General features: G+C 52.7%; 17 protein-coding genes and 5 tRNA genes. 6 read left to right on the top strand and 16 right to left on the bottom strand.

The window, feature by feature from the left end:
* Positions 1-5 precede the first annotated feature (5 nt).
* From proX to emrB, 5 genes are all read left to right on the top strand, one after another.
* On the top strand, positions 6-1,001 hold the full coding sequence (gene proX / locus ACLJR2_RS03315) for a glycine betaine/L-proline ABC transporter substrate-binding protein ProX (RefSeq protein ID WP_001216618.1): 996 nt from the start codon (positions 6-8) through the stop codon (positions 999-1,001).
* Positions 1,002-1,165: 164 nt separating this feature from the next.
* Complete coding sequence (locus ACLJR2_RS03310) at positions 1,166-2,350, top strand: MFS transporter (protein ID WP_000165758.1); 1,185 nt, start codon at positions 1,166-1,168, stop codon at positions 2,348-2,350.
* 496 nt (positions 2,351-2,846) lie between these two features.
* Complete coding sequence (gene mprA, locus ACLJR2_RS03305) at positions 2,847-3,377, top strand: transcriptional repressor MprA (protein WP_000378431.1); 531 nt, start codon at positions 2,847-2,849, stop codon at positions 3,375-3,377.
* Positions 3,378-3,503: 126 nt separating this feature from the next.
* The gene (gene emrA / locus ACLJR2_RS03300) at positions 3,504-4,676 is read left to right on the top strand and encodes a multidrug efflux MFS transporter periplasmic adaptor subunit EmrA (RefSeq protein WP_001275600.1); all 1,173 of its coding nucleotides are present in this window, start codon (positions 3,504-3,506) and stop codon (positions 4,674-4,676) included.
* Positions 4,677-4,692: 16 nt separating this feature from the next.
* The gene (gene emrB / locus ACLJR2_RS03295; RefSeq protein WP_001187297.1) at positions 4,693-6,231 is read left to right on the top strand and encodes a multidrug efflux MFS transporter permease subunit EmrB; all 1,539 of its coding nucleotides are present in this window, start codon (positions 4,693-4,695) and stop codon (positions 6,229-6,231) included.
* Between the two features lie 48 nt (positions 6,232-6,279).
* Here emrB and ACLJR2_RS03290 read toward each other — a convergent pair whose 3' ends face one another.
* From ACLJR2_RS03290 to pncC, 15 genes are all read right to left on the bottom strand, one after another.
* On the bottom strand, positions 6,280-7,650 hold the full coding sequence (locus tag ACLJR2_RS03290; protein ID WP_000645133.1) for a carbohydrate porin: 1,371 nt from the start codon (positions 7,648-7,650) through the stop codon (positions 6,280-6,282).
* A gap of 345 nt (positions 7,651-7,995) precedes the next feature.
* Positions 7,996-8,511, bottom strand: coding sequence for an S-ribosylhomocysteine lyase (luxS, locus tag ACLJR2_RS03285; RefSeq protein ID WP_001130194.1), 516 nt, complete (start codon positions 8,509-8,511; stop codon positions 7,996-7,998).
* 149 nt (positions 8,512-8,660) lie between these two features.
* Positions 8,661-10,217, bottom strand: a complete 1,557-nt coding sequence (gene gshA / locus ACLJR2_RS03280) for a glutamate--cysteine ligase (protein WP_000611821.1) — start codon at positions 10,215-10,217, stop codon at positions 8,661-8,663.
* A 76-nt stretch (positions 10,218-10,293) separates the two neighbouring features.
* Positions 10,294-10,719: a YqaA family protein gene (locus tag ACLJR2_RS03275; RefSeq protein ID WP_001279499.1), complete on the bottom strand. Its 426-nt coding sequence runs from the start codon at positions 10,717-10,719 to the stop codon at positions 10,294-10,296.
* Positions 10,716-11,282, bottom strand: coding sequence for a fructose-1-phosphate/6-phosphogluconate phosphatase (gene yqaB, locus ACLJR2_RS03270; RefSeq protein WP_000271291.1), 567 nt, complete (start codon positions 11,280-11,282; stop codon positions 10,716-10,718). The genes ACLJR2_RS03275 and yqaB overlap by 4 nt, the downstream gene beginning before the upstream one ends.
* A gap of 249 nt (positions 11,283-11,531) precedes the next feature.
* Positions 11,532-11,608 (bottom strand) — tRNA-Arg (locus ACLJR2_RS03265).
* Between the two features lie 195 nt (positions 11,609-11,803).
* Positions 11,804-11,880, bottom strand: a tRNA-Arg gene (locus ACLJR2_RS03260).
* A gap of 62 nt (positions 11,881-11,942) precedes the next feature.
* Positions 11,943-12,019, bottom strand: a tRNA-Arg gene (locus tag ACLJR2_RS03255).
* A 61-nt stretch (positions 12,020-12,080) separates the two neighbouring features.
* Positions 12,081-12,157: transfer RNA gene (locus ACLJR2_RS03250), tRNA-Arg, on the bottom strand.
* Between the two features lie 3 nt (positions 12,158-12,160).
* Positions 12,161-12,253 (bottom strand) — tRNA-Ser (locus ACLJR2_RS03245).
* A 303-nt stretch (positions 12,254-12,556) separates the two neighbouring features.
* Positions 12,557-12,742 carry a carbon storage regulator CsrA gene (gene csrA, locus ACLJR2_RS03240; RefSeq protein ID WP_000906486.1) on the bottom strand — a complete coding sequence of 62 codons (186 nt, stop codon included), beginning with the start codon at positions 12,740-12,742 and terminating at the stop codon, positions 12,557-12,559.
* A gap of 234 nt (positions 12,743-12,976) precedes the next feature.
* Positions 12,977-15,607: an alanine--tRNA ligase gene (gene alaS, locus ACLJR2_RS03235; RefSeq protein WP_000047232.1), complete on the bottom strand. Its 2,631-nt coding sequence runs from the start codon at positions 15,605-15,607 to the stop codon at positions 12,977-12,979.
* Between the two features lie 235 nt (positions 15,608-15,842).
* Entirely contained in the window at positions 15,843-16,343 is a 501-nt protein-coding gene (gene recX / locus ACLJR2_RS03230) for a recombination regulator RecX (RefSeq protein ID WP_001294861.1), read from the bottom strand.
* A 116-nt stretch (positions 16,344-16,459) separates the two neighbouring features.
* A complete protein-coding gene (gene recA / locus ACLJR2_RS03225; protein ID WP_000963150.1) occupies positions 16,460-17,521 on the bottom strand; it encodes a recombinase RecA in 1,062 nt (353 codons plus the stop codon).
* Between the two features lie 84 nt (positions 17,522-17,605).
* Positions 17,606-18,103 (bottom strand): nicotinamide-nucleotide amidase, encoded by a 498-nt coding sequence (pncC, locus tag ACLJR2_RS03220; RefSeq protein WP_001534285.1) that lies wholly within the window; start codon positions 18,101-18,103, stop codon positions 17,606-17,608.
* Positions 18,104-18,298: 195 nt separating this feature from the next.
* Between pncC and ACLJR2_RS03215 the strand changes: the two genes are divergently transcribed.
* Positions 18,299-18,544, top strand: a complete 246-nt coding sequence (locus ACLJR2_RS03215; protein WP_000053775.1) for a hypothetical protein — start codon at positions 18,299-18,301, stop codon at positions 18,542-18,544.
* Positions 18,545-18,581: 37 nt separating this feature from the next.
* Here ACLJR2_RS03215 and mltB read toward each other — a convergent pair whose 3' ends face one another.
* A complete protein-coding gene (gene mltB, locus ACLJR2_RS03210) occupies positions 18,582-19,661 on the bottom strand; it encodes a lytic murein transglycosylase B (RefSeq protein ID WP_000476825.1) in 1,080 nt (359 codons plus the stop codon).
* Between the last annotated feature and the right edge of the window lie 77 nt (positions 19,662-19,738).

Raw genomic sequence — 19,738 nt, 5'->3', positions numbered from 1 at the left:
CAACGATGCGACATACCGTGATATTTGCCTCAGCGTTTGCCACCCTTGTCACCGCCAGCGCTTTCGCTGCCGACCTGCCTGGCAAAGGCATTACCGTTCAACCTATCCAAAGCACGATTTCTGAAGAGTCCTTCCAGACGTTACTGGTCAGCCGGGCGCTGGAAAAGTTGGGTTATACCGTAAATAAGCCGAGTGAAGTCGATTACAACGTAGGCTATACCTCCATCGCCTCTGGCGATGCGACGTTTACCGCCGTGAACTGGCAGCCGCTGCATGATGATATGTATGCCGCAGCAGGCGGAGACAACAAGTTTTACCGCGAGGGCGTCTTCGTCTCCGGCGCTGCGCAGGGCTATCTGATCGATAAAAAAACTGCCGAGCAGTACAACATCACCAATATCGCTCAGCTAAAAGATCCGAAAATCGCCAAAATCTTCGATACCAATGGCGACGGAAAAGCGGACATGATGGGCTGCTCGCCGGGCTGGGGCTGCGAAGCCGTGATCAATCACCAGAATAAAGCGTTTGATCTGCAAAAAACCGTTGAGGTCAGCCACGGTAACTATGCGGCGATGATGGCTGATACCATTACCCGTTTTAAAGAAGGCAAGCCGGTGCTGTATTACACCTGGACCCCGTACTGGGTGAGCGACGTAATGAAGCCGGGTAAAGATGTCGTCTGGCTACAGGTGCCGTTCTCCTCTCTGCCGGGCGAACAGAAAAATATTGATACTAAACTGCCGAACGGCGCGAACTATGGGTTCCCGGTTAATACCATGCATATTGTCGCCAATAAGGCATGGGCGGAGAAAAACCCGGCGGCGGCGAAACTGTTCGCCATCATGAAGCTGCCGCTGGCGGATATCAACGCGCAGAACGCCATGATGCATGCCGGTAAATCGTCTGAAGCCGATGTTCAGGGTCACGTGGACGGCTGGATCAACGCCCACCAGCAGCAGTTTGACGGCTGGGTGAAAGAAGCGCTGGCCGCGCAGAAATAAGATCGTTTTTTATGCCGGATAAGGCGCAGTTCATGCGCCGCTATCCGGCCAACGCAATCTCTCCTCAAAGCGCACGATTCATCACGTCACCGTTCCCCTTTATTCATCAACATCCGCTATGATTGTTTTCCCAGGAAATAATTATCTGAATCACGATTACCATAATGACGAAACCCACTCATGAGCTTAGCCCGGCGCTGATCGTTTTAATGTCTGTGGCCACGGGGCTGGCGGTCGCCAGCAACTACTACGCCCAGCCGCTGCTTGATACCATCGCGCATCACTTTTCGCTTTCCGCCAGCTCCGCAGGGTTTATCGTTACCGCCGCGCAGTTGGGCTATGCCGCTGGCCTGTTGTTTCTGGTGCCGCTCGGCGACATGTTTGAACGCCGAACGCTGATTGTCTCCATGACGTTGCTGGCGGCTGGCGGAATGCTGATCACCGCCAGCAGTCAGTCGCTTAGCATGATGATACTCGGAACGGCCTTAACCGGACTGTTCTCCGTGGTGGCGCAGATTCTGGTTCCGCTGGCCGCCACGCTTGCGACGCCCGCCACCCGCGGTAAAGTGGTCGGCACCATTATGAGCGGCCTGTTGCTGGGGATCCTGCTGGCGCGAACGGTCGCCGGACTGCTGGCAAACCTCGGCGGTTGGCGCACCGTATTTTGGGTAGCGTCGGCGCTGATGGCGCTGATGGCCGTCGCGTTGTGGCGCGGACTGCCAAAGCTCAAATCCGACACCCATCTTAACTACCCGCAGCTGTTGGGTTCTGTATTCAGCCTGTTTATTCACGATAAGCTGCTGCGTACCCGCGCGCTGCTGGGCTGTCTGACCTTTGCTAATTTCAGCATCCTCTGGACGTCAATGGCCTTTTTGCTCGCCGCGCCGCCGTTTAGCTATTCCGAGGGGATGATTGGCCTGTTTGGCCTGGCGGGGGCCGCCGGCGCTTTAGGCGCGCGTCCGGCGGGCGGATTTGCCGATAAAGGTAAATCTCACCTCACCACCACATTCGGCTTACTGCTGCTGTTACTCTCCTGGCTGGCTATCTGGCTTGGGCACACCTCGGTACTGGCGCTGATTATTGGCATTCTGGTACTGGACCTCACCGTTCAGGGGGTACATATCACCAATCAGACGGTCATCTATCGTTTGCATCCGGATGCGCGTAACCGGCTCACCGCCGGCTATATGACCAGCTACTTTATCGGTGGCGCCGCGGGGTCGCTGATTTCCGCCTCCGCCTGGCAACATGCCGGCTGGGCCGGCGTTTGTCTGGCGGGTGTTACGGTAGCCTTACTTAATTTACTGGTCTGGTGGCGAGGTTTTCACCGACAGGAAGCCGTAAATTAAGCGGATAGTGAGCGTTTACCTTTGTTTAAGCTCCTTAGGGTGTTAAGGAGCTCCCCAGTCTGTTAAGGTTATGCTATTCATTTATCATGGTTATTTTTATACCGGTGAAGAATAATATAATTCTATGGAAAGCCCTGCATCCCCATCTGCTCCCAGGCCAATAGCGCCCGTTCAAGGATTCGAAGGTCGTTCACCGATAGCTATCCGTGATATTCCGGTGGCTTTTGCATCGGGTTGTAAGGCCGTTTACCCGGCTTTCGCCCCTCCCGCTTATCGTTCTCTCCTGATTTTTTCATGCAGGCACTCACGCTTTTCTCGTCATTCCTGGATTTGCCGCAGGCGGCGCTTTACCGGGCCCAATGTTCCCGCTGGCGTCTCAGTCTGCGTATCATTGGTTGCTTTATAGCCTGAAAGAATGATTTTGTATTAATAATACATTTACTTTATTTGTCACTGTCGTTACTATATCGGCTGAAATTAATGAGGTCATGCCCAAATGGATAGTTCGTTTACGCCCATTGAACAAATGCTAAAATTTCGCGCCAGCCGTCACGAAGACTTTCCTTATCAGGAAATTCTTTTGACTCGTCTTTGTATGCACATGCAAGGCAAGCTCCTGGAAAACCGCAATAAGATGCTGAAGGCTCAAGGGATTAACGAGACGTTGTTTATGGCGTTGATTACGCTGGAGTCTCAGGAAAACCACAGTATTCAGCCGTCTGAATTAAGCTGCGCGCTGGGTTCATCTCGCACCAATGCGACACGCATTGCAGATGAGCTGGAAAAACGCGGCTGGATTGAGCGTCGTGAGAGCGATAACGACCGCCGTTGCCTGCATCTGCAATTAACGGAGAAAGGTCAGGCATTTTTGCAAGAAGTGCTTCCGCCTCAGCATCATTGTCTGCATCAACTCTGGTCATCACTTAGCACTGCCGAAAAAGATCAACTTGAGCACATCACTCGTAAACTCCTGACGCGTCTTGATCAAATGGAGCAGGAAGGCACTGTTCTTGAGGCGCTGCGCTAAAGCGCCGACCCGCTCAAAAATCCAGATTAATAACAGGAAAGCGGACAGGCCGGCACGCGTTACTGCTGGCCTTTCTGACAACAGGTCGGCTCAGCCGATGTGAATAATAAGATCGTGGAGAACAACATGAGCGCAAATGCGGAGATCCAAACCCCGCAGCAACCGGCTAAGAAGAAAGGCAAACGCAAAACAGCGCTGCTACTTCTTACCTTGCTCTTTGTTATTATTGCCGTGGCATATGGAATTTATTGGTTTTTAGTATTGCGTCATATTGAAGAGACAGATGATGCTTACGTGGCAGGGAACCAGGTTCAAATCATGGCGCAGGTGTCAGGCAGCGTGACGAAAGTCTGGGCTGATAACACCGACTTTGTAAAAGAGGGCGATGTTCTGGTCACGCTCGATCAGACTGACGCCAAACAAGCGTTTGAAAAAGCCAAAACGGCGCTGGCCTCCAGTGTGCGCCAGACGCACCAGTTGATGATTAACAGCAAGCAGTTGCAGGCGAATATCGACGTGCAAAAAACCGCCCTGGCGCAAGCGCAAAGCGACCTTAACCGTCGTGTGCCGCTGGGTAATGCCAATCTTATTGGCCGTGAAGAGCTGCAACACGCCCGCGATGCCGTCGCCAGCGCGCAGGCACAGCTGGATGTCGCCATTCAACAGTACAATGCCAACCAGGCAATGATACTCAACAGTAAACTGGAAGATCAGCCCGCGGTTCAACAAGCGGCGACCGAAGTGCGTAACGCCTGGCTGGCGCTGGAGCGTACTCGCATCGTCAGCCCAATGACTGGTTATGTCTCCCGCCGTGCCGTCCAGCCTGGCGCGCAAATCAGCCCCACCACGCCGCTGATGGCCGTGGTGCCTGCAACCGATCTGTGGGTGGACGCTAACTTTAAAGAAACCCAATTAGCGAATATGCGCATTGGGCAGCCAGTGACGGTGATTACTGATATTTATGGCGACGACGTAAAATACACCGGTAAAGTCGTCGGTCTGGATATGGGAACAGGCAGCGCCTTCTCCCTGCTGCCCGCGCAAAATGCGACGGGTAACTGGATTAAAGTGGTTCAACGTCTGCCGGTACGCGTCGAACTGGACGCCCGCCAGTTAGAACAACATCCGCTGCGCATTGGTTTATCGACGCTGGTCACCGTGGATACCGCTAATCGCGACGGTCAGGTACTGGCCAGCCAGGTACGAACGACGCCGGTTGCCGAAAGTAACGCACGCGAAATTAATCTCGCGCCGGTCAATAAACTGATCGACGACATAGTGCAGGCTAACGCGGGTTAATCCTGAGGTGCGTGTGATGCAACAGCAAAAACCGCTGGAGGGCGCGCAGCTCGTCATCATGACGATCGCGCTGTCGCTGGCGACATTCATGCAGGTGCTGGACTCCACCATTGCCAACGTGGCGATTCCGACCATCGCCGGGAACCTGGGTTCTTCCCTAAGCCAGGGGACATGGGTTATCACCTCTTTCGGGGTGGCGAACGCTATCTCGATTCCCTTAACCGGCTGGCTGGCGAAACGTTTTGGCGAAGTCAAACTGTTCATGTGGTCGACGGTCGCCTTTGCCGCGGCCTCCTGGGCCTGTGGCGTATCCAGCAGCCTGAACATGCTGATCTTCTTCCGCGTGGTGCAGGGCGTGGTCGCCGGGCCGCTGATTCCGCTCTCGCAAAGCCTGTTGCTGAATAACTATCCGCCTGCAAAGCGCTCCATTGCGCTGGCGCTCTGGTCAATGACCGTCATTGTCGCGCCGATTTGCGGCCCGATTCTGGGGGGCTATATCAGTGATAATTACCACTGGGGATGGATTTTCTTCATCAACGTGCCGATTGGCATCGCCGTCGTCCTGATGACGTTACACACGCTGCGCGGACGTGAAACGCATACCGAACGGCGACGTATTGACGCCGTCGGGCTGGCGTTACTGGTGATTGGCATCGGCAGCCTGCAAATTATGCTCGATCGCGGTAAAGAGCTGGACTGGTTCTCCTCGCAGGAAATTATCATCCTGACCGTGGTCGCCGTCATCGCCATCAGTTTCCTGATCGTCTGGGAACTGACCGACGATCACCCTATCGTCGATCTTTCTCTTTTTAAATCGCGTAACTTCACGATTGGCTGCTTGTGCATCAGCCTTGCCTATATGCTCTATTTCGGCGCCATTGTTCTACTGCCGCAGCTTTTGCAAGAGGTGTACGGCTATACCGCAACGTGGGCAGGTCTGGCGTCGGCGCCAGTCGGCATTATTCCGGTAATTTTGTCGCCGATTATCGGACGCTTCGCGCATAAACTGGATATGCGCAGGCTGGTCACGTTCAGCTTCATTATGTACGCCGTCTGTTTTTACTGGCGCGCCTGGACGTTCGAACCGGGTATGGATTTCGGCGCTTCCGCATGGCCGCAGTTTATTCAGGGATTTGCCGTCGCCTGCTTCTTTATGCCGCTGACCACCATTACGCTCTCCGGGTTACCGCCAGAACGGCTGGCGGCGGCATCAAGCCTGTCGAACTTCACGCGAACGCTGGCGGGCTCCATCGGCACCTCGATTACCACCACTATGTGGACCGATCGTGAGTCGCTACACCATGCGCAGCTCACGGAGTCGATTACGGCGTATAATCCAAACGCTCAGGCTATGTACGATAAACTGGAAGGCTTAGGGATGACGCACCAACAGGCGTCAGGCTGGATAGCCCAGCAAATCACGAATCAGGGGCTGATTATTTCCGCCAACGAAATCTTCTGGATGTCGGCGGGGATCTTCCTGGTGCTGCTCGGCCTGGTGTGGTTCGCCAAACCGCCCTTCGGTGCGGGAGGCGGCGGTGGCGGCGCGCACTAACTATCTGATAAAAGGGATCTGCGGATCCCTTTTTTAGTAGACCAACAATCAGAAGAAATATTTGAATCTCAGACGCCCGCCGTAACGCGCATCTTCACTGTTATCGCCATTATTCGGATTGGCCTCTACCCATGAAGCATAGGCACCGAGGTAGATGTTAAAGTTTTTCATATCCATCACGTTGGGGAATAAATATGAGGCATGAATAGTGTGAATATCATAATTGCCGGGATCGGTGATCCAACAATCGTCCTCACAAACGGCATCGATATTGGTAGCATTGAAGGCTTCGATTTTGTTATGCGCATAGATATAACCCAGTTCAAATCGATGCCACAGCGCATTCACCCCAGCGGTAAAATCTGTCTCATCGGTCGCATCCATATAGGCGGTATTCAGGTTAATCACTGCGCCATCTTCCGGGTCAGTTTTTTGACCATTCCAGGTCATGGTAAAACCATAGCCCGTACGATCTGACTGATCGATCCACTTCCCATTCTCATAATAGCCATAGGCGTTGTTAACGACGTTACTTTCCATCGCTATCGCCGTTGAAAAACGCCCGTTTTGCCAGGCGATAACCGGACGGACGTAAGCCACATTTTTATCGTTGCTCAAATCCATTCCGTGGTACTGCTTCTCGGTATATAACGTACTGCCATTTTCCAGCAATGTGTTAACTTCGAAATACCAGTTGTCGATGGTTTTACTCAGCAGGAAGTTACCCCCACTGTCGCTACGTCCCCGTCCTTCTTTCATCATATAGATATAGCCGTAACCGTCACTGTAAAGATCGTTCGCTGTATTCCCCGAATATTCAATAAACGTATCCTGATTCAGCGGGAACATATCGTAGGCTTCAAAACGACCAACCTTAATTTTCCAGTCATTCTCACGACCAAAGAAGAAAACGGCATCATCAAGGTTCATTTTTCCGGTCAGGTCCGCCAGAGGCTGTACAGAGAATCCGGCAAAATTACCGTTGTCCAGCCGCTGGTAGCCATCAAAGCCCAGCAACAAGCGCCCGTTAATATCCCAGCGTTCATTGGTTCCTGATGCCCAATCTTTATTCGCTGACGTTCTCATCGAGGTCAGGCTACCGGAACGGCTTGCCGCATCCATATTAAATTCGACATCGCCATAGAACTTAATATCGCTGAATCCGGATAAGGTCAGCTTCGGCGGCGTTTTATCTGCTGCAATGGGCTCGGCGGACTGGACATTCACCGTCGGCGTAGCGGCGACCTGCTGCTGTTTCAACGAGCGAATTTGCGCCTCGGCATCGGATGCCCGTTTTTCAGCATTAACAACACGTTGCTCCAGTTCAGCCAGACGCTGCTCAATAGTGATATTATTCGCTGCCCAAAGGTTATGAGAAAAGCAAGCACCGATCATCAGCGCCAAATATTTAGCCTTCATTTTTTATCCCTTAAGTTTGATGTATACCAGATAAGATTTGCTAAAAACCCCATCGACCGGCTATTAGTAGAGTCTTGTTATTACCTGGATATCTGGCGCATTCCATTATGTTTTTCTATTAATTATTTATGATTTTTAGTTTATGTGATCAATACACTCTGGCATCGTGAGTTATCCGCCTTTTCTGTTTACCAGATCACATTTTATTATTTAACAGGCCAGGCATTACTTAATTTAAAATGTATTCCTGCCGCAAATATAATAAATACAAATTATATTAAGCAATAAAAAACCCCGGTCATAAACCGGGGTTAATTTAAATACTGGAACCGCTCACCAATAAGACTAAATATGCAATTCCTGCAGTTTTTCTTTCGGCAGCGCCAGCTCTTTATTGCTGTTCACGCGCACATCACGCTCCAGAATATGACGGGCAATGTCCTGCGCTTCACTGAGCGAGTGCATCTGATACGTACCGCACTGGTAAACGTTCAGCTCCGGGATCTGGTTTTGATCCTGCACTTTCAGCACATCCGCCATCGCCGCTTTCCAGGCGTCGGCAACACGCTGCTCGTCCGGCGTGCCAATCAGGCTCATGTAGAAACCGGTACGGCAGCCCATCGGCGAGATATCGATAATCTCAACGCCGTTACCGTTGAGGTGGTCGCGCATAAAGCCAGCAAACAGATGCTCAAGCGTATGAATCCCTTTTTCCGGCATCACTTCTTTGTTCGGAATGCAAAAACGCAGATCAAACACGGTGATTGCGTCGCCATGCGGGGTGTTCATCGTTTTTGCAACCCGGACCGCCGGCGCTTGCATCCGGGTATGATCGACTGCGAAGCTATCTAATAATGGCATTTAGTCACCTCCGATAATTTTTTAAAAATAAACTGAACTCTTTGTTCCGGGGCGAGTCTGAGTATATGAAAGACGCGCATTTGTTATCATCATCCCTGTTTTCAGCGATGAAATTTTGGCCACTCCGTGAGTGGCCTTTTTCTTTTGGGTCAGGCGTGTTTTGCAAGCCATGCGGCAAACGGCTCGGTATCCGCCGCCTCAATCTCCTGCTGACGACGTACTGAAGCGTCACGTTCAGCAATAAACTCTTCTTCCTGTAAAATCTCCAGCGGCTCTTCGCGTAACAGATTACGGTAAGCCTCACCGAACGCTTTCCCGGTGCCGCCAATGCCTTCATCAATCATAGACCGTAGGATCCGGGCGGAGAATGTCAGTTCAGGATTATCAAAGCAGGCGACCAACTCGTCACACACCTTTTGATACTCCTCTCCCCCGTGGATACTGTCCAGCGTTTGCGCCACGCGTTTCAGATCGCGGAAAAGATCTTTCCCGACTTTGGGCAGCGGGAACTGCGCAGTTTCACAGCCAATGCCTAACGTCAGGCCCGGCTTACGCCCTTCCAGAATAACGCGATTCCAGTTAGTACGCGTACATAACAGCTCATCGCTACTCATTTCCGGCGCATCGGCCAATACGCACCAGACCATAAACAGATCGAGGAAGCGCACCTGTTGCTCGTCTACGCCGATCGGTGAGAACGGATTAATATCGAGAGAACGAACTTCAATATACTCAATACCACCACGCAGAAGCGCGTCAGAAGGCGATTCGCCGCTGCGCGTCACGCGCTTGGGACGAATGGGCGCGTACAGCTCATTTTCAATTTGCAGAACGTTGCTGTTAATCTGTAGCCGCTTACCGTCTTTTTCCACACCAATCCGCGCGTACTCCTCGGAAGGGGTTTTAATCGCCCGCTTCAGACCTGCCACATACTCATGCAAATCGTTAAACGTAATTCCGAGATTGCTTTGCGACTTATTGGTATAGCCCAAATCACTCAAACGCAGCGACGTCGCATACGGCAGGTAGTACATGCCGCAGTCCGTTTTTTCAAACGGTAATGTGGTTGGCTTTCCTTGCAGGAAAGAGGAGCAAATGGCCGGAGACGCGCCAAACAGATAGGGGATGACCCAGCCAAAACGGTAATAGTTGCGAATCAGACGAAAATAGCCGGCAGAAATTTTTTCTTTTGCCGCTTCGCCTTCCGTAACGCCGCATTTCGCCTGCCAGAACGCCATCGGTAATGAAAAATTGTAATGTACGCCGGAGATGGTTTGCATCAAGGCGCCATAACGATTTTTCAGCCCTTCGCGATAGAGCGTCTTAAAGCGCCCGGTATTGGATGTGCCGTACTGCGCCAGCTCTATGTCCTGCCCTTCCGCAATATAGCAGGGCATACTTAATGGCCACATCCGCTCATCGCCCAGTTTCCTGGCCGTATACCGATGGAGATCGCGCATAAAAGTGAGCATATGCTGGATATCGCCATCGACTGGCGTAATAAACTCCAGTAGGGCTTCCGCAAAATCCGTGGTAATCCATTTATGGGTCAGCGCTGAACCTAACGCTTCAGGATGACCTGTTGTCGCCAGCGTGCCATCAGCATTGACACGCAGCGTTTCGCGCTCTAACCCGCGCTGTATCCCCTTTAACGCCTGAGGATGTTTTTCCAGCCAGGCCAGAGCCTGTGATACGTCCGGGATCAAATTGACCTCCCGCCTGTCCAAATCGTTTTAATAAGCATAACTGTAATGGCGGCCATACATGCCAAACCTACAATTATTACCACCACATCATGCCCTGAACCGTCGCCGCTGCGAGCGCAACATAGCGCAGCGCCTTACCAAGACACAAAAAAAAGATCGTCCGCCCCCACGGGATGCGCATCCATCCCGCTAACAGGCACAACAAATCACCGATGACCGGCATCCAGCTTAATAATAGTGTGGCTGCGCCATAACGCTTTAGCCAGCCAGTCGCTTTTTCCTGCCAGCGCGACGTTTTGCGCAGCGGAAAGAAACGCCCAAGAATAACGTTAGTTACCCCTCCAAGGCTATTACCCATTGTTGCTGTTAAGACTAAGACCCAGGGATGGCTGACGCCGGAGACCAGCATAGCAACCAAAACCACCTCAGAATTACCGGGTAACAGCGTCGCGCTGAGAAAACTACTGGCAAACAGAGACAGGAGCGACAGTCCGTCACTCACAATAGTCGAACATCCACGGCATCCATTCCCGCCGCCCGCGCCGCCTGTAAACCAAAATCGGCATCTTCAAATACCACGCACTGCGTCGGCATGACGCCCATCTGCTGGGCGCACAGTAGGAAGGTGTCAGGCGCAGGTTTGTGATGCTGTACGTGATCTGCCGCCACAACCGCATCAAAATAACGACGCAGCCCCAGATGCGCTAACAAGGCTTCCGCGATAGCGCTTTCGCTACCGGTACCGACCGACATGGGACGCCGCCCATGCCACGCTTTAACCACCTCAACCAGCGGCAGCGGTTCTACGCAGTCCAGCAGGATGCTTTTTACCGCGTCGGTTTTCTCACGCGCCAGTGACAGGGGATCAAGATCGGCATGGTTAAGCTCAATGATTGACTGGGCGATAAGCCAGGTTGGCGAACCGTTAAGCGCGACCATTGCCTGTTCATCAAAACGAAGACCATAGCGCCCCAAAACCTCACGCCACGCTTTGCGATGCGTGGGTTCGGTATCCAGGAGAGTACCGTCCATATCAAAAATCAAACCAGCATAACGTGCGTACATCGTGTTCTCGCAAACCGAATAACCAGACAGTACTTTATCGCAATTGGTTGATTTTGTCGCTAATAGAGATGAAGAGGTATGTTCAGGATAAGGGGAAAAGCGATTGCGGGGCAGTGACGTATCCGGGAGGATTATTCGCCTTATGGGCCGTTGCTGACGCAACGTTACCCTTCTGATACCAGCGGTGATTATCGCTATCTTATCTGCATCTTCATCGCTGAAAGTATGGAGAATAAAGTATGGAGAATATGGTGCATCCGGGAGGATTCGAACCTCCGACCGCTCGGTTCGTAGCCGAGTACTCTATCCAGCTGAGCTACGGATGCATCGGGAAACTTACTTTACTGCAGATTTTGATACCGCGGGAAAGCCGTATCAAGTAAGGGATGGTGCATCCGGGAGGATTACTCGCCTTACGGCTCGCCCTTCGGGCCGTTGCTGACGCAACGTTATCCTTCCTGGTGCCAGCGGTGATTACCGCTATCTTATCCGTATCTTCATCACTGAAAGTACGGAGAATATGGTGCATCCGGGAGGATTCGAACCTCCGACCGCTCGGTTCGTAGCCGAGTACTCTATCCAGCTGAGCTACGGATGCATCGGAAAACTTGCTTTACTGCCGATATTGATACCGCGGTGAAAGCCGTATCAAGTAAGAGATGGTGCATCCGGGAGGATTCGAACCTCCGACCGCTCGGTTCGTAGCCGAGTACTCTATCCAGCTGAGCTACGGATGCATCGGGAAACTTACTTTACTGCAGATTTTGATACCGCGGGAAAGCCGTATCAAGTAAGAGATGGTGCATCCGGGAGGATTCGAACCTCCGACCGCTCGGTTCGTAGCCGAGTACTCTATCCAGCTGAGCTACGGATGCAAATGGCGGTGAGGCGGGGATTCGAACCCCGGATGCAGCTTTTGACCGCATACTCCCTTAGCAGGGGAGCGCCTTCAGCCTCTCGGCCACCTCACCACACGCCTCTTACGAGTGCTTCGAAGAACTTGTTCTGCTCATCGTCGCTGCGTGGCGCACATATTACTTTCTGGGACTTATAAGTCAAACAATTTTTCCAGAGCTTTTATCGTTTGCACACTTCACGCTCAATTAGTCTGTAAAAAAGCCAAAAAGAGTGTTTTATCAACAGATAATTTGATGACACGCTGGCCGCCAAAAGCGCACCATATCAACAATGAGGTTGAAAAAAGTCATGAAGGGACAACGCGGGCGAGCGAGAAGAGAGGCTGCGTCTCACCCGAAAAGTGAGACGCGAAAACCTTAGTAACTGGACTGCTGGGATTTTTCAGCCTGGATACGCTGGTAGATCTCTTCACGATGGACAGAAACTTCTTTCGGGGCGTTCACGCCAATACGCACCTGGTTGCCCTTCACCCCTAAAACTGTCACGGTGACCTCATCGCCAATCATGAGGGTCTCACCAACTCGACGAGTCAGAATCAGCATTCTTTGCTCCTTGAAAGATTAAAAGAGTCGGGTCTCTCTGTATCCCGGCATTATCCATCATATAACGCCAAAAAGTAAGCGATGACAAACACCTAAGGTGTAAGCAGTCATGGCATTACATTCTGTTAAACCTAAGTTTAGCCGATATACAAAACTTCAACCTGACTTTATCGTTGTCGATAGCGTTGAAGTAAACGCCGCAGCATGGGCTGCGGCGCCAACGAACGCTTATAATTATTGCAATTTTGCGCTGACCCAGCCTTGTACACTGGCTAACGCTGCAGGCAGAGCTGCCGCATCCGTACCACCGGCTTGCGCCATGTCCGGACGACCGCCACCCTTACCGCCCACCTGCTGAGCGACCATCCCAATCAATTCCCCTGCTTTAACCCGGTCGGTCACATCCTTCGACACGCCCGCAATCAGAGAAACCTTACCTTCAACAACCGTTGCCAGTACGATAACGGTAGACCCCAGTTGATTTTTCAGATCATCAACCATGGTTCGCAGCATTTTCGGCTCAATACCAGCAAGCTCGCTGACCAGGAGCTTCACGCCGTTGAGATCGACCGCTTTACTGGAAAGATTTGCACTCTCCTGCGCTGCGGCCTGGTCCTTCAACTGCTGCAACTCTTTTTCCAGCTGACGTGTACGTTCCAGCACGGCGCGCACTTTGTCGCCCAGATTCTGGCTGTCGCCCTTCAGCAGATGCGCAATATCGTTTAAGCGATCGCTTTGCGCGTGAACGGTGGCCATAGCGCCTTCACCGGTTACCGCCTCAATACGACGAATGCCCGCTGCGGTGCCGGACTCAGAGATAATACGGAATAGACCGATATCACCGGTACGACTGGCGTGAGTACCGCCGCACAGTTCGGTAGAGAAATCGCCCATGCTCAGAACGCGTACACGTTCGTCATATTTCTCGCCAAACAGCGCCATGGCCCCTTTCGCCTTCGCCGCGTCGAGATCCATGATGTTCGTTTCAATCGGCAGGTTGCGGCGAATTTGCGCATTCACCAAATCTTCAACCTGACGAATCTCCGACGGCTTCATCGCTTCATTGTGCGAGAAGTCGAAACGCAGCACTTTATCGCTAACCAGCGAACCTTTCTGCGCAACGTGTGTCCCAAGCACCTGGCGCAACGCCGCGTGCATCAGGTGCGTGGCGGAGTGGTTCAGACGGATACGTGCGCGGCGCGCTTCATCTACGTCAGCCTGTACCGCATCGCCCACTTTCAGAGCGCCCGCAGACAATTTGCCGATATGACCAATCGCCTGACCATATTTTTGCGTGTCGTCCACAGCGAAAGTAAATCCAGCGCCTTTCAGCTCGCCTTTATCGCCAACCTGACCGCCTGATTCCGCATAGAATGGGGTCTGATCCAGCACGACAACTGCTTCCTGTCCCGCGTTAATCACTTCAACCGCTTTACCATCGACAAACAGCGCGGTCACTTTGCCGTTCAGTTCCAGATGGTCATAACCTTTAAATTCAGAAGCGCTGTCAACGCGGATCATCGCGTTGTAGTCCGCGCCAAAACCGCTAGCTTCGCGCGCGCGACGGCGTTGCTCTTCCATAGCGGCTTCAAAACCGGCTTCGTCGACTTTGATATTGCGCTCACGGCAGACGTCCGCCGTTAGATCGACCGGGAAACCATAAGTATCATACAGACGGAAAGCGGTTTCGCCGTCCAGGGTGTCGCCCTGCAATTTCGCCAGTTCTTCATCCAGCAGCGCCAGACCGCGCTCCAGCGTACGGGCGAACTGCTCTTCTTCCGTTTTCAGAACCTGCTCGACCTGCGCCTGCTGACGTTTCAACTCTTCGCCTGCGGAGCCCATTACCTCAATCAGCGGCCCAACCAGCTTGTAGAAGAAGGTCTCTTTCGCGCCCAGCATGTTGCCGTGACGCACCGCGCGACGAATAATGCGACGCAGCACATAGCCACGGTTTTCATTCGACGGCAGCACGCCATCGGCAACCAGGAATGCGCAGGAACGGATGTGGTCGGCGATAACACGCAGCGATTTATTACCCAGATCGGTGGCGCCGGTGACTTTCGCTACCGCTTCAATCAACGTGCGGAACAGGTCGATGTCATAGTTAGAGTTAACGTGTTGCAGTACCGCGGCAATACGCTCCAGCCCCATACCGGTATCTACAGACGGTTTCGGCAATGGTTCCATCGTCCCGTCAGCCTGACGGTTGAACTGCATAAAGACGATGTTCCAGATCTCAATATAGCGATCGCCGTCTTCTTCCGGGCTTCCCGGAGGGCCGCCCCAGATGTGGTCGCCATGATCGTAGAAGATTTCGGTGCACGGACCGCAGGGACCGGTGTCGCCCATCTGCCAGAAGTTATCCGATGCGTATGGCGCGCCTTTATTGTCGCCGATGCGGATAATACGCTCGCGCGGGATGCCGACTTCTTTTTCCCAGATCTCATAGGCTTCGTCGTCGGTTTCATAAACGGTGACCCATAAACGCTCTTTTGGCAGAGCAAACCAGTTTTCACCGGTCAGTAATTCCCATGCGAACTGAATGGCGTCGTGTTTGAAGTAATCGCCGAAGCTGAAGTTGCCCAGCATTTCGAAGAAAGTATGGTGACGTGCAGTGTATCCGACGTTTTCCAGATCGTTGTGTTTACCCCCCGCGCGTACGCAACGCTGGGAAGTGGTTGCACGGGAATAATTACGTTTATCGAGCCCAAGGAAAACATCCTTGAACTGGTTCATCCCAGCATTGGTAAACAACAGAGTGGGGTCATTGTTAGGCACCAGGGAACTGCTGGCAACTACCTGATGCCCTTTACTATGGAAAAAGTCGAGAAACGCCTGACGGATCTCAGCGGTGCTCTTGCTCATAATTATCCTGAAATCAAGCTACACTTCATCCTTCAGGCCGCCTCTGCGTTGGCTGCGAGTTTCCCGGTCACGCGTTCCCGAGGCTCACTTGCCGCTTTGATGCGGCTTGAATGATTTTGTGTATTTAAGGAATATTCGTCGCAGACGCTGTTCGCCGTTAAGCAACCCGCGTCCAGACGGAAAAAGTGGGAATAAGATAAGTTTTCTTTACCGGGAAGTAAAATCCCGTATGCGCTCAATCTGCAAAATTTCGCCATATTTGCTGGATATCGTCCATCAGATACCCGCGATAGAGCAAAAAGCGCTGTACCTTAACCTTTTCTGAAAAGTTTGAAGGGAGCGGCTCGCCATATTTGCGAACGGCCTGTTCATGTGCCATTTCACTCCAGTCAATTTCACATTCTCGCATCGCTTTTTCAGTCGATTCACGGGAAATGCCTTTCTGATTCAATTCCTGGCGAATACGCGCCGGGCCATAGCCTTTGCGGCTACGACTGGCGATAAAGCGCATCACGAAGCGCTCGTCATCAAGATAGTGATGTTCGTGGCACCAGGCGATCACGCGTTCATAATCGTCTGCCGTCGCATCAATCTCTTCCGGCCCATTTTTGCCCATCACCGGCGCGGAGAGTTTACGCCGTAATTCCTGCTCGCTGTGATCGCGGACAGCAAGAATACGTACCGCACGATCAAGGAGACGAGCATAAGCGGGACGGCGCGATGTGGGTTCACTCATAAAAAACCTTAACAGGGAGAAATGCCAAAAGGGCCGCATAAATGCAGCCCTTGATGGTAATTTAACGTTTTGCTGAATGGCGGCTTCGTTTTGCCCGACCCACCATCACCTGATGATTAAAAATCTTCGTTGGTTTCTGCAACGCCTTCGCTATCGTCAACGGCGAAATCGGGCGTGGCATTCTGATTACTCAACAGTAATTCACGAACCCTTTTCTCGATCTCTTTCGCTGTCGCCGGGTTCTCTTTCAGCCAGGTAGTCGCGTTCGCTTTACCCTGGCCAATCTTCTCGCCGTTGTAGCTGTACCATGCGCCCGCTTTCTCGATCAGCTTCTCTTTCACGCCCAGGTCAACCAGTTCGCCATAGAAGTTGATGCCTTCACCGTAGAGGATCTGGAACTCGGCCTGCTTAAACGGCGCGGCGATTTTGTTTTTCACCACTTTCACACGCGTTTCGCTACCCACGACATTATCGCCCTCTTTCACCGCGCCAATACGACGGATATCAAGACGAACAGAGGCGTAGAATTTCAGCGCGTTACCGCCGGTGGTGGTTTCCGGGTTACCGAACATCACGCCAATCTTCATACGGATCTGGTTGATGAAAATCAACAGCGTGTTGGACTGTTTCAGGTTCCCCGCCAGCTTACGCATCGCCTGGCTCATCATACGCGCCGCGAGGCCCATGTGAGAGTCGCCGATTTCGCCTTCGATTTCCGCTTTCGGCGTTAGCGCCGCTACGGAGTCGACCACAATGACGTCCACCGCGCCTGAACGCGCCAGCGCGTCACAGATTTCCAGCGCCTGCTCGCCGGTATCCGGCTGAGAACAGAGCAGGTTATCGATATCGACGCCCAGCTTGCGTGCGTAAACGGGGTCAAGCGCGTGTTCCGCATCGATAAACGCACAGGTTTTACCTTCACGCTGCGCAGCGGCAATCACCTGCAGCGTCAGGGTCGTTTTACCGGAAGATTCCGGCCCGTAAATTTCGACGATACGCCCCATCGGCAGACCGCCCGCACCGAGTGCGATGTCCAGTGAAAGCGAACCGGTGGAGATAGTTTCCACATCCATAGAACGGTCTTCACCCAGACGCATGATGGAGCCTTTACCAAATTGCTTTTCAATTTGGCCCAGTGCTGCCGCCAACGCTTTCTGTTTGTTTTCGTCGATAGCCATTATTACTCCTGTCATGCAACTTGGTATTGAACCGGATAGTGAATTCGTACTGTTGAAGCAATTATACTGTATGCTCATACAGTATCAAGTGTTTTGTAGAAATTGTTGCCACAGGGTTTGTAGCGCGTACGTCGTCGCCTGTCGACGCACCGATTCACGGTCGCCGCTGAAGCATTCCCGACGCGTAATCCCTTCTCCGCTGACGCTGGCGAAAGCAAACCACACCGTACCAACCGGCTTTTCTTCACTGCCGCCATCCGGCCCGGCAATCCCGCTAATAGCGACAGCAAAATCGGCGCGAGCGGCCTTCAGCGCCCCGATCGCCATTTCGACCACTATGGGTTCGCTGACCGCGCCATGCTGCGCCAGAGTCTCTTCACGCACGCCAATCATCTGCGCTTTGGCTTCATTACTATAGGTGACAAAGCCGCGTTCAAACCAGGCGGAGCTTCCGGCGATGTCGGTAATGGCTTTCGCCAGCCAGCCGCCGGTACAGGACTCTGCTGTCGTTACGGTCGCCCCGCGCGCTTTTAACGCCAGCCCGACCTGCTCGCTAAGCCGCATCAGTTCACTGTCAGTCATCATGACCTCTGTCAGTTAGAAATCCTGCCGCACAAGATAGCACTTTCTCACCAGAGATGGGGACGAGCAGTCGATTTTACGAGTCGGATTCCGAAAAAATGCCAGCAGGTTATTTATGCAGAATGAAATGAGGTAGCACATGACTAAATAGCAGTACCATGTCGCTAAATTTACACGCACGGAGAGAAAGCAAGGATGTCACTCAAAAAAACGGAAAGCACACAGCACAAACTGAAACAAACCACCCAACTACGGCTATGGGCCACAATTGGCGGCGTCTGTTCACTTGTCATGGGAGTACTGAATATATTGTCGTCAGGCTATTTTGAACCGTATGACGGCGGTCAAATTATCTTAGGCCTGGGATGTCTGGGATATAGTCTGGCACTATCAAAGAAGATATCCCACTTGCAGGCAGAGAATCAGCCCAAAAAGCCATAATAATAGCGGAGGGGGTGCTCCCCTCCCTAAGCGTAAATTAGCGCACCCGCGCCAGCGCTACCGCCTGGCCCAGTTGCCAAACCGCCATCGCATAATGCGTGCTGTGGTTATATCGGGTAATGGTGTAGAAGTTCGGCAGGCCGTACCAGTACTGGTAGCCCGTACCGATATCCAGACGCAGCAGGCTGGCTTCCTGATGATTGCCCAACGATTGCTGCGGCGTTAAGCCTGCGGCGGCAAGCTGAGAGAGGCTGTATTTTGTTTTGAAACCATTCGCCAGTCCCGGCGCCTGACCATTCGCCAGCACCGCAACCGTATCGCCTTTCACCCAACCATGCGCCTTGAAGTAGTTCGCCACACTGCCGATGGCATCTACCGGATCCCACAAGTTAATGTGCCCATCGCCATTGAAATCGACCGCATATTCTTTATAGGAAGACGGCATAAACTGGCCGTAGCCCATCGCGCCCGCAAAGGAACCTTTCAGATTGAGCGGATCGTCTTGCTCATCGCGCGCCATGAGCAGGAAGGTTTCCAGCTCGCCGGAGAAATATTCCGCCCGGCGCGGATAGTTAAATGACAGCGTCGCCAGCGCGTCCAGAATCCGCGTTTTCCCCATAATACGTCCCCAGCGGGTTTCCACGCCGATAATCCCCACGATGATTTCCGGCGGTACGCCGTATACCTGCCAGGCGCGGTTCAGCGCGTCTTCATACTGATTCCAGAACGCGACGCCGTTTTGCACGTTATCCGGCGTAATAAATTGTTTGCGGTAGCGCAGCCAGGCGCCATTTGGTCCGGCGGGCGGCTGAGTGGTCGGCGCTTGTCTGTCCATCAGACGCAGGACGTAATCCAGTCTTTTAGACTGCGAGAGGATCTCCTGCAGCTGCTGACGGTCGAAACCGTGTTTGCTGACCATTTTATCAATGAACTGCTGCGCATTAGGGTTGTTGGCGAAGTCGCCGCCCATTTGCATGACGTTATGCTGCGGCTCAAGCAGGAAGCCGCCGGAAGACGTGCCCGTCGTCGCTTGAGTCTCGGAAGATTTTGGCGTGCTGCTACAGGCAGCAAGCAATACGCAAAGTGGAAGTAACGCTACATAACGACGCTTGAACATGAGAGATCCATTAAACAAATTCAGCCAGGGAGAAGTATGGTAAAGCATCCCCCGCCGCACAAGGAAGCGGCACAAGA

Origin of the sequence: Salmonella sp. SAL03688, from assembly GCF_046551895.1 — a bacterium.
Classification (GTDB): Bacteria; Pseudomonadota; Gammaproteobacteria; order Enterobacterales; family Enterobacteriaceae; genus Salmonella; species Salmonella enterica.
Note: the sequence above shows the minus strand (reverse complement) of the source record. Positions and strands in the feature narration are given on the sequence as shown.

What these genes read in the sequence shown, in the direction of transcription:
- alaS (WP_000047232.1), bottom strand. Translation starts at nt 15,607, where the DNA reads ATGAGCAAGAGCACCGCTGAGATCCGTCAGGCGTTTCTCGACTTTTTC.
- mprA (WP_000378431.1), top strand. Translation starts at nt 2,847, where the DNA reads ATGGATAGTTCGTTTACGCCCATTGAACAAATGCTAAAATTTCGCGCC.
- emrA (WP_001275600.1), top strand. Translation starts at nt 3,504, where the DNA reads ATGAGCGCAAATGCGGAGATCCAAACCCCGCAGCAACCGGCTAAGAAG.
- emrB (WP_001187297.1), top strand. Translation starts at nt 4,693, where the DNA reads ATGCAACAGCAAAAACCGCTGGAGGGCGCGCAGCTCGTCATCATGACG.
- recA (WP_000963150.1), bottom strand. Translation starts at nt 17,521, where the DNA reads ATGGCTATCGACGAAAACAAACAGAAAGCGTTGGCGGCAGCACTGGGC.
- pncC (WP_001534285.1), bottom strand. Translation starts at nt 18,103, where the DNA reads ATGACTGACAGTGAACTGATGCGGCTTAGCGAGCAGGTCGGGCTGGCG.
- ACLJR2_RS03310 (WP_000165758.1), top strand. Translation starts at nt 1,166, where the DNA reads ATGACGAAACCCACTCATGAGCTTAGCCCGGCGCTGATCGTTTTAATG.
- proX (WP_001216618.1), top strand. Translation starts at nt 6, where the DNA reads ATGCGACATACCGTGATATTTGCCTCAGCGTTTGCCACCCTTGTCACC.
- yqaB (WP_000271291.1), bottom strand. Translation starts at nt 11,282, where the DNA reads ATGTACGCACGTTATGCTGGTTTGATTTTTGATATGGACGGTACTCTC.
- mltB (WP_000476825.1), bottom strand. Translation starts at nt 19,661, where the DNA reads ATGTTCAAGCGTCGTTATGTAGCGTTACTTCCACTTTGCGTATTGCTT.
- luxS (WP_001130194.1), bottom strand. Translation starts at nt 8,511, where the DNA reads ATGCCATTATTAGATAGCTTCGCAGTCGATCATACCCGGATGCAAGCG.
- recX (WP_001294861.1), bottom strand. Translation starts at nt 16,343, where the DNA reads ATGAGTGAACCCACATCGCGCCGTCCCGCTTATGCTCGTCTCCTTGAT.
- ACLJR2_RS03290 (WP_000645133.1), bottom strand. Translation starts at nt 7,650, where the DNA reads ATGAAGGCTAAATATTTGGCGCTGATGATCGGTGCTTGCTTTTCTCAT.
- ACLJR2_RS03215 (WP_000053775.1), top strand. Translation starts at nt 18,299, where the DNA reads ATGTCACTCAAAAAAACGGAAAGCACACAGCACAAACTGAAACAAACC.
- csrA (WP_000906486.1), bottom strand. Translation starts at nt 12,742, where the DNA reads ATGCTGATTCTGACTCGTCGAGTTGGTGAGACCCTCATGATTGGCGAT.